The following is a 12,815-nucleotide window of genomic DNA, read 5'->3' on the forward strand; positions in this document are numbered from 1 at the left end:
GCCTTGAAGATGAACGAGCCATGGGGCAAGGACGGTCCGGCCGTCGCCGCCCGTGCGGTCACCAAGACGTACGCCAACGGGGTGCGCGCGGTGCGCGGGGTGGACCTGGAGGTCCCGCCGGGCGAGATCCGGGCGGTCGTGGGCGAGAACGGCGCGGGCAAGTCGACGCTGATGAAACTGTTCTACGGTCTGGAGCAGCCCTCCTCGGGCGAGATCCTGATCGGCGGGCAGCCGCGGACACTGCGCGGGCCGGCCTCCGCCATCGCACTGGGCGTGGGCATGGTGCACCAGAACCTCATGCTGGTGCCCTCGTTCACCGTCGCCCAGAACGTCGTCCTCGGCGTCGAACCGGGCCGCCGCGGTCTGGTCGACCCGAAGTCGGCCGTCGAGACGACCGCCCGGCTCGCGGAGGAAGCAGGACTCGCCGTCGACCCCAGGGCACGCGTCGACGAGGTGTCGGTCGGGATGCGGCAGCGCGCCGAGATCCTCAAGGCGCTCCACCGGCAGGCGAAGGTGCTGATCCTCGACGAGCCGACCGCCGTGCTCACCCCGCAGGAGACCGAGGACCTGTTCGCCGCCGTACGCAGACTGCGCGACGGCGGGATGACGGTGCTGTTCATCTCGCACAAGCTGCGCGAGGTACGGGAGATCAGCGACCGGGTCAGCGTGATGCGCGCCGGTTCCCTGGTGGGGACGGTCGCCACCGCCGACGCCACCGAGCGGTCCCTCGCCTCCATGATGGTCGGCCGCGACCTGTCCCTGGAGGTGGACCGCTCCCCCGCCCGCCCCGGGAAGACCACCCTGCGGGTCCGGCGTCTCGGGTACGAGGCACCGGCCGGCCAGTCCCTGCACGGCCTGGACTTCGACGTGGCCGGCGGGGAGATCGTCGGGGTCGCGGGCATCGAGGGCAACGGCCAGAGCGAACTCGCCGAGATCCTGGCCGGGTTGCGGCGCCCCACCACGGGCACGGTCCACGTCGGCGGCACCGACACCGCCGGCCTCGACGTCGCGGGCCATCGCAGGGCCGGCGTCGGCTACGTACCGGAGGACCGGCTGCACAACGGCGCCGCGCTCGACGGGTCGATCGCCGACAACCTCGTCGTCGACCGCCACGACCGGCCGCCCCTCGCCCGCCGTGGCGTACTGCACCCCGGTGCCGTGCGCGCCCACGCCGAGCGGCTGATCGACGAATACGCGATCCGCACCCCCGACCCGTCGGTGCCGGTACGGGCGCTGTCCGGCGGCAACATGCAGAAGGTGATCGTCGCCCGCGAACTCTCCGCGGGGCCACGGCTGTTGATCGCCTCCCATGTCACGCGCGGGGTGGACGTCGGCGCGATGCGCTTCATGTACGAGCAGCTGGTCGCCGCGCGTGACGCGGGTGCCGCCGTTCTGCTGATCTCCGCCGACCTCACCGAACTCCTCGCTCTCTCCGACCGGTTGCTGGTCCTCAAGGACGGCCGTCTGGTCGCCCGGTTCGACGACACCACCGGCCTCACCGAGAAACGGGTCGGCCTCTACATGCTCGGCGTCGAGCAGCACGAACAGGATCACCTCATGGCCGGTCTGGAAGACCAGGGGAAGGCCTCATGACCACCACCCCCATGACCCTGATCGAGACCGAGGACCGACGCCAGTACCGTGCGACCCGGCGCCGCGACCTCGCCGTCGACGTCAGCATGGCCCTGGCCACGATCCTGGTCGCCCTGGCCATCGGCTTCCTCGTCATGCTCGCCACCGGCAACGACCCGGTACAGGCTTACGAGGTCATGCTCACCGGCCCGCTGGACCGCTCCTTCCGCGTCGGCCGCTGGCTGGAGGACGCCACCACGCTCACCCTGCTCGGGCTGTCGGTCGCGATCCCCTTCCGCGCCCGGCAGATCAGCCTCGGCGCCGAAAGCCAGCTCTACGCGGGCGCGCTGGCGGCCGCCGCCGTCGCGGTCTTCCTGCCGCTGCCGGCGGTGGCCGCCGTGATCGTGCCCATGGTGGCGGCGGCCATGGCGGGCGCCGGCATGGGCCTGGTGCCGGGCACCATGAAGGCACGCCTCGGCGCCAACGAGATCGTGGCCACGCTCATGCTCAACGCCATCGCCGTACGCGTCTACGACTACCTGGTCAACGGCCCGCTGAAGGAGCCGGGCAGCAGCGCCGTGCACTCCAAGCCCATCCAGCAGGACTCCGCGCTCACCCCGCTGAGCGACTGGTTCGGCATCCCGATGGGCCGGGCCAACATCGGTCTCGGGCTGATGCTGCTCACGGCCGTCGCGCTGTGGCTGCTCATCACCCGTACCCCGCTCGGTTACCGGATCCGGATGACCGGCGCCAACCCCGACTTCGCGGCGTACGGAGGCATCAAGGTGCCCCGGGTCATCGAGTGGAGCTTCGTCATCGGCGGCGCGGTCGCAGGCCTCGCCGGAGCGCATCTCGTCCAGGGCGTGTACGGCCGCCTGGAACCGGGCCTGGCCGGAAGCCTCGCCTTCGAGGGGATCGTGGTCGCCCTGCTGGCGCGCAACAACCCGCTGGTCGTCGTGGTCGCCGGGCTCTTCTACTCCTACCTGCGCGCCGGGGGCGACATCATGGAACAGCAGACGGACGTCGGCACGGAGATCGTGGTCGTGATCCAGGCGGTCATCGTGCTGCTGGTCACCGCCCAGGCGCTGCCGGATCTCCTCAAGCGCCGGATCGCGCGGAAGCAGGTGGGCGTCCGATGAGTTCCGTACTCGACGTCGTTCTCAGCAGCGCCTTCCTGGCAGCTGTGCTGCGGGTCGCCACGCCGTACCTGCTCGCCGCGTTCGGCGGACTGATCGCCGAACGCGCCGGCATCAGCAACATCGCCCTGGAAGGGCAGATGCTCAGCGCGGCCTGCACGGGTGCGCTCGTCGCCGGCTACAGCCACTCGGTCGCCCTGGGCGCGGTGTGCGGGGTCGCGGTGGCGACACTGCTGGGCGTGCTCCTGGCCGCGCTCCGGCTGGAGTTGGGCGCCGACGCGATCATCGCGGGCATCGGTATCAATCTGCTCGCCTCGGGCGCCACCGCCTACGCCGTCTACAGCCTCCTCGACGACAAGGGCGGCACGTCCGGCCTGAAGAGCGGCACCCTGCCGACGGTCACGCTGCCGGGCATCGAGAGCATTCCGGTGGTGGGCGATGTGGTGAGCGGTCAGAACCTGGTCACCTGGCTGGCCTTCCTGGCCGCGCCGTTCGTCGCCTGGCTGTTCTTCCGCACCCGCTTCGGCTTCCACCTGCGGGCGGTCGGCGAGATGCCGGACGCCGCCGCGTCGGTCGGCATTCCGGTACGCCGTGTCCAGTACGCGGGTCTCGCTCTCAGCGGCGCGCTCGCGGGCCTCGCCGGGGTGTTCCTGAGCATGGGCTACGTGTCCTTCTTCGTACGGGACATGACGGCCGGCCGCGGCTTCATCGCCCTCGCGGCGGTCTTCCTCGGCGGCCTGCGCCCGTGGGGCGTCTTCCTCGCAGCGCTCGGCTTCGGTGCGGCGGAGGCGCTGGCCGTGCAGCTCGGCACGCTGGACGTACCGCCACAACTGGTGTCGACGATCCCGTACGCGATGACGCTGGTGGCGCTCGCGGTGTACGCGTGGCGGCGGAAGCGGCGGGGCGCTGCCGGAGAGGTCGCCACCGCCTCCCTCTGACGCCTGCCGCCGCCTTCCTCGCGTCTCCCCCAACTCCGAGGGGCCCTACGGCCCGAGCTCGTCCACACCCCCGTCGAAATCCTGCCCGCCGGGGCGCACCCAGCTGCGCCCTGGACACACTCCGCACCCCTTGGAAGGACACCCATGCGACACAGACACAGAGCCGGCCGAAGACGCGCACTCATCGGAGGCCTCACCGCGGCGGGACTCCTCGGCACTCTGGCCCTCGCGAACGGTTTCGCGGTGGAGTCCGGAGCCGGCCCCTCCGCGAAACCGCAGGACGTGCGGCTCCTCGACACGCTCACCGTGCCCGCCGGAACGACGGAGTTCGGCATGCCGTTCGGCGGGCTGTCGGGCATCGACTACGACTCGGAGTCCGGCACGTACACCGCCCTCAGCGACGACCGCTCGGAGAACGGCAAGGCCCGCTTCTACACCCTTCGACTGCCGCTCGACGGGGCCGCGTTCGCCGATGACAAGCCCGCACTCGACGGCCTGACCGTGCTGGACGACACCAACGGCGAACCCTTCGCCGCGAAGGCGGTCGACCCCGAGGCGATCCGCCGGACCCCGGACGGCGAGAGCCTGCTGTGGACCAGCGAGGGTGCCTCCTCGTCCGGGCAGCCCGCCTTCGTCCGTGAGGCGACCACCTCCGGCGGGCATGTACGCGAGCTGCCGCTGCCCAAGGCGTACGCACCCGTCAGGTCGGCCTCGGGCACGCTCACCGCGGGCGTCCGCAACAACCAGGCCCTCGAAGGGCTCACCCTCTCCCCCGACGGCGACAAGGCCATCACCGTCACGGAGAACGCGCTCGTTCAGGACGGTCCCGCGGCCGGGCTGACGTCGAAGAGCCCGTCCCGGCTGCTGGTCATGGACCGCCGCACGGGCACGCCGGAGGCCGAGCACGTCTACGAGGTCGACCCGATCTCCGACGCCCCCACCGCGCCACTGCCGGCCCCGGTCGGTACGTACTCCGCGGACCGGGGAGTCTCCGAGATCCTCGCGATCAACGAGACCGACTACCTCACCGTCGAGCGGTCCTTCGCCTCCGGCGTCGGCTTCTCCATCCGCCTCTACTGGACCAGCACCATCGGCGCGACGGACGTCAGCGGCAAGGAAGCCCTGTCCGGCTCCGAGAAGCCGATGCCGAAGAAACTGCTGTACGACTTCACCACCTCCGGCACCGACGCCGACAACGTCGAGGGCATCACCTGGGGGCCGAAGCTGCCCGACGGCTCCCGGTCGCTCGTCCTCGTCGCCGACGACAACTTCGGCTTCAACGGCAGCGTCACCAAGTTCCATCTGCTGTCGGTCCGTTCGGGTCTGCTGGCGAACCGCACCCCGGACGTCGACGGTGACGGTGCCGTGGGCGCCAAGGACCTGGCGGCGATCCCGGCCTCCGGCGCGGCGGGAGACCTCGACGGCAACGGCCGTACGGACGACGGCGACGTCCGGCTGTGGATCTCGTACACCCGTGCCTTCCCCACCGTTCAGAAGCCGCCGTCCACCGTCGACGTCCAGCTGCTGTCCTTCAACGACTTCCACGGCAATCTGGAGCCGCCCACCGGCCGCGACGCCAACCTCGGTTCCAAGCTCGATCCGAAGTCCACGCCGGTCGGCGGCGCGGAGTATCTCGCGGCCCGGCTGGGGCAGCTCCGGCAGGGCACCGAGGCCTCGCTGACCGTGGCCGCGGGCGACATCGTCGGCGCCAGCCCGTTCCTCTCCGGGCTCTTCCACGACGAACCGACCGTCGAGTCCATGGAGAAGCTGCACCTGGACGTCACCAGCGTCGGCAACCACGAGTTCGACGAGGGCACCGAGGAACTGCTGCGCATGCAGCACGGCGGCTGCCATCCCGAGGACGGCTGCTACATCGAGGACGAGCCGTACGACGGCGCCGCGTTCCCCTGGCTGGCCGCCAACGTCATCGACCGCGACTCCGGAAAGCCCCTCCTGGCACCCACCTGGATCAAGAAGGTGGACGGGGTGAAGGTCGGTTTCATCGGCATGACCCTGGAGGGCACCCCCGAGGTCACCGGCCAGTCCGGCATCAAGTCCGTACGCTTTCTGGACGAGGTGGAGAGCGCGGGCGCCTCCGCCCGCAAGCTGCGCGGCCAAGGTGTCGAGGCGATCGTCGTCCTGCTCCATGAGGGCGGCGTGCAGGCCGGATCGTACGGCCAGTGCGACGGCATCTCGGGGCCCATCGTGGACATCGCGAAGAACCTGGACCCGGCGATCGACACCGTGGTGACCGGCCACACCCACCAGCCGTACATCTGCTCGCTCCCCGACCCGGCCGGCAACCCCCGCATGGTCACCTCGGCGTCGTCGTTCGGCCGGGTGGTCACCGAGACACGGCTGACGGTGGACCGCCGCACCGGGGAGGTCGTACGGGACCAGGTCGCCGCGATGAACCACCTCGTCACCCGCACCGGCACCAAGGACGCCGACCAGAGCGCCGTCATCGACAAGTGGAAGGCCCTCTCGGCTCCCCTGGCCAACCGGATCGTCGGCAGCGTCACCGCCGACATCACCCGGTCCGAGACCCGCGACGCCGAGTCCGACCTGGCGAACCTGGTCGCCGACGCTCAGTTGGCGGCGACCTCCGCACCGGAGCGGGGCGGTGCCCAGATCGCCCTGATGAACCCGGGCGGGGTACGTGCGGACCTCACGTACGCCTCTTCGTCGGGCGGCGAGGCACCTGGTGAAATCACTTACGCCGAGGCCTTCGCCGTCCAGCCCTTCGCGGGATCACTGGTGTCCGTCGACCTGACGGGAGCCCAGATCGAAGAGATCCTGGAGCAGCAGTTCAACGACTCCGGCACCCGGGCCCCCACCCTCATCCTGGGCGTCTCCAAGGGCCTGACGTACGCCTACTCCCGCAGCGCCCCGGTCGGCGACCGCATCGACCCGGCCTCGATCGAACTCAACGGCGAAACGCTGAAGCCGGACGCCACCTACCGAGTCACCGCGAACACCTTCCTCGCCGACGGCGGTGACGGGTTCACCACCTTCGCCAAAGGCACCAACACCGTCGGCGGCGGAGACGACATCGCGGCCCTGACCGACCACCTCACCGCCAACAGCCCCGTCGTCCCTCCGGGCACCGACCGCGTGACCGAACTTCCCTGACAGCATTCCCCGTCGAGGCTCCACCCGGGCATCCCGGGTGGAGCCTCCTCCCTATCCCGCAGCGGCAGGCTCGGGGGTCGGGGTGGTGGTCGGCGAGTGGGTGAGGTCGTAGGCGTTCTCCGCGTGCAGGTGGACGTCGACGCCCTCCTGCTCCACCTCGGGACGGACCCGCAGGCCCATCGTCTTGTCGAGCGCCTTGGCGATCAGCCAGGTCACGGCGAATGAGTACGCCAGTACGGCGAAGGCGCCGACCGCCTGCTTGCCGAGGAGGGAGAGGCCTCCGCCGTAGAGGAGGCCGTCGACGCCGTTGGGGGCGTCCGACGTGGCGAGGATGCCGACCAGCAGGGTGCCGGTCATGCCTCCGACGAGGTGGATGCCGACGACGTCGAGGGAGTCGTCGTAGCCGAACTTGTACTTGAGGCCGACGGCGAGGGCGCACACCGCGCCGCCGATCGCGCCGAGGGCGAGTGCGCCGAGCGGGGAGACGGCGCCGCAGGAGGGAGTGATGGCGACGAGTCCGGCGATGGCTCCGGATGCGGCGCCGAGGCTTGTGGGGTGGCCGTCGCGGAGCTTCTCGACGAGGAGCCAGCCGAGCATCGCGGAGCAGGTGGCGGTGAAGGTGTTCAGCACGACGACGGAGGCGGCGTTGCTGGAGGTCAGCGCGGAGCCGCCGTTGAAGCCGAACCAGCCGAACCAGAGCAGGCCGGCGCCGAGCATCACCAGGGGCACGTTGTGGGGCCGTTCCGTTCCCTTCTGCCAGCCGATGCGTTTGCCCAGGACGAGGATCATCGCCAGGGCCGCCGCGCCGGCGTTGATGTGTACGGCCGTACCCCCGGCGAAGTCGATGGCGCCGAGCTCGTTGACGATCCAGCCGCCGACGACGTCGTCGCCGTCGAAGGCGAACACCCAGTGGGCGACGGGCAGATAGACCAGGGTGACCCAGATGCCGGTGAAGGCCATCCAGGCACCGAACTTGATGCGGTCGGAGATCGCACCGCAGATCAGTGCGGCGGTGAGGGCCGCGAACAGGGCCTGGAAGGCGGCGAAGACGGAGAGCGGGATGGTGGCCTTCGGGTCGTCCTTGATGACACCGCTCAGGCCGAAGAACTCGGTGACGTCACCGAGGATTCCGGCGCCTCCCATCGAGTCGCCGAAGGAGGCCGAGTAGCCGTAGACGACCCAGATGCAGCCGACCAGAGCGACGGCCCCGAAGGTCATCATGATCATGTTCAGGACGCTCTTGGCGGCGACCATGCCGCCGTAGAAGAGCGCGAGGCCCGGCACCATCAGACAGACCAGTGCCGTGCTTGCGAGCATCCAAGCGGTACTTCCGGTGTCCATGCGCACACTCCGCGGAGAGGTCCAGCAGGAAGAAACGTCGTTTCACCGCAGTAGACTGGAGGTGCGTTACAAGACACTTCCGTGGCTGATTAACACCGGGTTTCAGTGCTGCGGGCTGTCCCCGAAGGCCGTCACCGTCAGAAAGCGGATCGGCAACTCCACCAGTCGCTCCGGGCCGTGCGGGGCCTCACCGTCGAACTGCAGGGCGTCGCCGGGGCGCAGGGTGTAGCTGGACTTGCCGTGGCCGTACACCATGACACCTTCCAGCATGTAGAGGAGCTCGGTCCCGGCGTGCTGGAAGAGCGGGAAGACCTCGCTCTGTTCGGTCAGCGTGACCAGCAGGGCGTCCATCCGTTTGTGGGCGCCCCGCAGCGAGCCGAGTTGGGCGTACTCATGACCGACGCGGGTACCGCGGCGGACGATCCGGGCGCCGTGTCCCGCGGGGACGAAGACGGCCTCGCGTTCGTCGTCCATGCCGCGGAACAGGGCGGTGACCGGGACATCGAGACCGCGCGCGAGCCGGGAGAGCGTGGTGAGGCTGCACGCGGTCTGGGCGTTCTCGATCTTCGACAGCATGGCCTTGGAGATACCGACCCGCTGCGCCATCTCGCCGACCGACAGCCCGGCCGCCTGCCGGTACTCGCGGGCCCGGACCGCGATGATGCGCTCCAGAGCCTGGTCGTCGGAGCCCTGGGAGTCCGCTGCGGGGTCGGGGTGCTCGGTCACCGGCGCATCCTAGCCCGCGCGGTCCAGGCGGAAGCGGGGATGGGGCTCGGTGCGGCCGGTGGCGAGGTCGGCGGCCATCGCGCCGATGAGCGGGGCGAACTTGGCGCCGTGGCCGGAGCACGGGGAGACGATGACGAAGGGGCCGTGGCGGTCGAGGACGAAGTCCTCGTCGGGGGTGGTGGTGTAGAGGCAGGTCGCTTCGGCCACCGGGTCGGGCTCGAGGCCCGGGAGCCGGTCGCGGACGAAGTCGCTCACCCGGGTGCGCGACGACGGGTCGACGATCCCGTCGCGGGTGCGGGCGGTGGTGGGGGTGCCGCGGTCGTGCTCGGCGACCTTGACCGCGGGGAGCGGGCCGCCGTCGCTTCCCGACGGCAGGCCGTAGAGGTGCAGCGCACCGTCCCAGACCAGGGTCGGCCACTTCACGGACGGATCGCGCTGCCCGAAGTGGAAGACCTGCTGCTGGGTCACCTGCAACGGCGGCAGCGCGACGGGCAGTCCGAGCTCGGGCAGCCAGGCGCCGGCGGCGATCACCACAGTGTCCGCGACGACCTCGCGGCCGTCGTCGGTGTGCAGCAGAACCCTCTCGCCGCCCCGGACGTCGATGCCCGTGACGCGTGCGCCGATGATCGCTTCCGCGCCGTGTTCGATCGCCCGCCGTACGCAGGCCCCGACGGTCTCGTCGGCGTCGACCACGCCCGCGTCCGGGTGATGGAGCACCGGGCCCGTGACGCGGATGTACGGCCAGCGCTCCAGAGCTGCTTCCGGGCCGAGGAGTTCGTACGGCACTCCGGCCGCGTCGAGGACGGCGGCCAGCGCCTTCGGGTCACGGTCCTCGCCCATGTCGAGGCCACCGGTCGTGCGCAGCAAGGGAGTCGAGGCGTCGTCCTCCAGTTCCCGCCACTGCTCGTGCGCCTGTCCGGTCAGCCGTACGTAGAAGGGGTCGGCGTACGCCCGCCGGAAGATCCGCGAGCTGCCGTGCGAACTGCCGTGCTTGTGGCCGATGCCGTACACCTCGATGAGCGTGACCTCATGGCCACGCCGGGCCAGTTGCCAGGCGGTGGCAGCGCCCATCAGCCCAGCGCCTACGACGGCGATCACAGACCCTCCCCGGGTATCCAGTTCGTACCCGCGAGCGGGACGCGGGCCATGGCAGCGGACTCGATGGTAAGAGCAACCAGATCCTCGGGCTCGAGGTGGAGGAGATGGGCCTTGCCGCAGGCGCGGGCGAGGGTCTGGGCCTCCATGGTCATCACGCGGAGGAAGTTGGCGAGCCGGCGGCCGGCCTCGGCGGGGTCGAGGCGGGCGGCGAGGTCCTCGTCCTGGGTGGAGATGCCGGCGGGGTCGCGGCCGTCCTGGTAGTCGTCGAAGTAGCCTGCGGCGGAGCCGAGTTCGCGGTACTCGGCGTCGTACTTCGGGTGGTTGTCGCCGAGCGCGATCAGCGCGGCCGTGCCGATGGCGACCGCGTCCGCGCCGAGGGCGAGCGCCTTGGCCATGTCGGCGCCGCTGCGGATGCCGCCCGAGACGATCAGCTGGACCTCGCGGTGGACACCCAGCTCCTGCAGCGCCTGGACGGCCTGGGGCAGGGCGGCCAGGGTGGGGATGCCGACGTGCTCGATGAACACGTCCTGGGTGGCGGCCGTACCGCCCTGCATTCCGTCGACGACCACGACATCGGCGCCCGCGTGCACGGCAAGCTTCACGTCGTAGTACGTCCGTGTCGCGCCGACCTTCACATAGACCGGCTTCTCCCAGTCGGTGATCTCGCGCAGTTCGAGGATCTTGATGGCGAGGTCGTCAGGGCCGGTCCAGTCGGGGTGGCGGCAGGCGCTGCGCTGGTCGATGCCGACGGGCAGGGTGCGCATCCCGGCGACCCGTTCGGTGATCTTCTGGCCGAGCAGCATGCCTCCGCCGCCGGGTTTGGCGCCCTGGCCGAGGACGACCTCGATCGCGTCGGCGGCGCGCAGGTCGTCGGGGTTCATGCCGTAACGGGACGGCAGGTACTGGTAGACCAGGTGCTTGGAGTGGCCGCGCTCCTCGGGGGTCATGCCGCCGTCGCCGGTGGTCGTCGAGGTGCCGACCTCGCTGGCACCGCGCCCGAGGGCCTCCTTGGCCTGGGCGGACAGCGCGCCGAAGCTCATGCCGGCGATGGTGACGGGGGTGGCGAGCCGCAGGGGGTGCTTGGCGTGCCGGGTGCCGAGGACGACGTCCGTGTCGCAGCGTTCGCGGTAACCCTCCAGCGGATAGCGGGACATGGAGGCGCCGAGCAGCAGCAGGTCGTCGAAGTGCGGGAGTTTCCGCTTGGCGCCCCAGCCGCGGATGTCGTAGATGCCGGTCTCGGCGGCTCGCTGGATGGCGTGGATGGTGGCGCGGTCGAAGGTGGCGGACTCGCGCAGGCCGTGGGATGCGGGTTCCATGATCGTCGAACTCCCTCAGTACGCTGCTGTGTTGTCGACCTTGAAGTGGTACAGCTGCCTGGCCGAGCCGTACCGGCGGAAGTCGGCGGGGTTCTCGTCACGCTCGGCCGCCTTGAGCAAGTCAGCGAGCTCTGCGAGGTGTTCGGCGCCCATCTCCTTCTCGACGCAGTCCGCACCGAGGGACTTGACCTCGCCCCTCACATAGATCCGGGCCTCGTACAGGGAGTCGCCGAGGGCCTCGCCCGCATCCCCGCACACGACCAACCGCCCGGCCTGCCCCATGAACGCACTCATGTGGCCGACGCTGCCACCGACGACGATGTCCACGCCCTTCATGGAGATCCCGCACCGCGCGGAGGCGTCCCCGTCGATGACCAGAAGCCCCCCGTGGGCGGTGGCCCCGGCCGACTGAGACGCGTTGCCGCGCACGCGAACCGTGCCGGACATCATGTTCTCGGCCACCCCGGTGCCCGCGTTGCCGTGCACCGTGACCGTGGCGTGCTGGTTCATGCCGGCGCAGTAATAGCCGACGTGGCCCTCGACGTCGACGGTGTGGTCCTCGCGGATACCGCAGGCCACGGCGTGCGCGCCGCGCGGGTTGAGGACCCGCCAGGACGTCGCGTCAGGGGCGTGCAGGGCCTGGTTGAGGTCCCGCACGGGGGTCTCGGCCAGGTCGATCAGCGTCGCCATACGTACACCTCTTCCGGCTCGGGTTCGAAGATGCGGGCGTTCTCGATGCCCGGCAGGACGTCCAGCGCCCGGTACTCGGAGGCCATCGCGACCCACGCGTCGGTTTCGGCGACGAGCGCCGGCTTGCAGGCGATCGCGTCGCGGACGACCGCGAAGGAGTCGCCGGTGGACACGAGCAGCGTGTAGAAGCCGTCGAACCGCTCGCACAGCAGCCGCAGCGCCTTCTCCGGTTCAGCGCCCTGCTCCAGTTGGTGCGCGATGAACCGCGCGCCCACCTCGGAGTCGTTCTCGCTGTCGAACTCGACGCCCTGGGCGAGCAGTTCACGCCGGATGGTGGCGTGGTTGGCGAAGGAGCCGTTGTGCACCAGGCACTGGCCGGGACCGACGGAGAAGGGGTGCGCGCCCTCGGGGGTGACAGCGGACTCGGTGGCCATTCGGGTGTGACCGACGCCCTGCCAGCCGGTGACACCGGCGAGCCCGAAGGACTCCGCCAACTGCACCGGATTTCCAGTGCCTTTGAGTACGGCCATGTCCGAGCCGGAGCCGATGACGGTGGCGTGGGGCAGCGCCGCCGAGACGGCCGCGAGCAGGTCGGCGATGGAAAGATCCGCGTGCACGACCGTGGTGACGTCAGCCGCGACGGCCACGGCGCCGGGCAGCGCGGCCTGAGCCTCGGCCGGGCTGACCCCGAGCAGCGAGACGACGGCACGTCCTGGCGGCGACAGCCGCGGGTCCCCGTAGACCGCGACCCCCGCCGAATCGGGGCCGCGTTCGACGACCTGCCCCAGCATCGCGGTCAGCAGCGCGCCGAGCCGGGGTTCGAGGGAGGGCTCGCGCAGGTGGAGCCCCACGATTCCGCACATCTC

10 protein-coding genes are annotated in these 12,815 nt (G+C 70.6%); 4 read left to right on the forward strand and 6 right to left on the reverse strand.

Annotation, left to right across the window (positions count from 1 at the left end):
- Positions 1-9: 9 nt before the first annotated feature.
- From ACGFNK_RS19305 to ACGFNK_RS19320, 4 genes are all read left to right on the forward strand, one after another.
- Positions 10-1,593 carry an ABC transporter ATP-binding protein gene (locus ACGFNK_RS19305; protein ID WP_393417325.1) on the forward strand — a complete coding sequence of 528 codons (1,584 nt, stop codon included), beginning with the start codon at positions 10-12 and terminating at the stop codon, positions 1,591-1,593.
- A complete protein-coding gene (locus tag ACGFNK_RS19310; protein ID WP_386346671.1) occupies positions 1,590-2,711 on the forward strand; it encodes an ABC transporter permease in 1,122 nt (373 codons plus the stop codon). The genes ACGFNK_RS19305 and ACGFNK_RS19310 overlap by 4 nt, the downstream gene beginning before the upstream one ends.
- Complete coding sequence (locus ACGFNK_RS19315; RefSeq protein WP_393417327.1) at positions 2,708-3,646, forward strand: ABC transporter permease; 939 nt, start codon at positions 2,708-2,710, stop codon at positions 3,644-3,646. The genes ACGFNK_RS19310 and ACGFNK_RS19315 overlap by 4 nt, the downstream gene beginning before the upstream one ends.
- Positions 3,647-3,790: 144 nt before the next feature.
- The gene (locus tag ACGFNK_RS19320) at positions 3,791-6,778 is read left to right on the forward strand and encodes an esterase-like activity of phytase family protein (protein ID WP_393417329.1); all 2,988 of its coding nucleotides are present in this window, start codon (positions 3,791-3,793) and stop codon (positions 6,776-6,778) included.
- Positions 6,779-6,829: 51 nt separating this feature from the next.
- Here the strand turns inward: ACGFNK_RS19320 and ACGFNK_RS19325 are convergent, their stop codons facing one another.
- From ACGFNK_RS19325 to ACGFNK_RS19350, 6 genes are all read right to left on the reverse strand, one after another.
- On the reverse strand, positions 6,830-8,119 hold the full coding sequence (locus ACGFNK_RS19325; protein WP_386346665.1) for an ammonium transporter: 1,290 nt from the start codon (positions 8,117-8,119) through the stop codon (positions 6,830-6,832).
- 102 nt (positions 8,120-8,221) lie between these two features.
- Entirely contained in the window at positions 8,222-8,845 is a 624-nt protein-coding gene (locus ACGFNK_RS19330; protein WP_393417331.1) for a helix-turn-helix domain-containing protein, read from the reverse strand.
- Between the two features lie 9 nt (positions 8,846-8,854).
- Complete coding sequence (locus ACGFNK_RS19335; protein WP_393417333.1) at positions 8,855-9,943, reverse strand: FAD-dependent oxidoreductase; 1,089 nt, start codon at positions 9,941-9,943, stop codon at positions 8,855-8,857.
- Positions 9,940-11,259: an FMN-binding glutamate synthase family protein gene (locus ACGFNK_RS19340; protein ID WP_393417335.1), complete on the reverse strand. Its 1,320-nt coding sequence runs from the start codon at positions 11,257-11,259 to the stop codon at positions 9,940-9,942. Before ACGFNK_RS19340 ends, ACGFNK_RS19335 begins: the two co-directional genes overlap by 4 nt.
- A 15-nt stretch (positions 11,260-11,274) precedes the next feature.
- Positions 11,275-11,949: a glutamate synthase gene (locus ACGFNK_RS19345; protein WP_393417337.1), complete on the reverse strand. Its 675-nt coding sequence runs from the start codon at positions 11,947-11,949 to the stop codon at positions 11,275-11,277.
- Positions 11,937-12,812, reverse strand: coding sequence for a glutamine amidotransferase (locus ACGFNK_RS19350; RefSeq protein ID WP_393417339.1), 876 nt, complete (start codon positions 12,810-12,812; stop codon positions 11,937-11,939). The genes ACGFNK_RS19345 and ACGFNK_RS19350 overlap by 13 nt, the downstream gene beginning before the upstream one ends.
- Positions 12,813-12,815: the final 3 nt, after the last annotated feature.

The organism is Streptomyces sp. NPDC048825, from assembly GCF_043198355.1.
Taxonomy (GTDB): Bacteria; Actinomycetota; Actinomycetes; order Streptomycetales; family Streptomycetaceae; genus Streptomyces; species Streptomyces xiangluensis.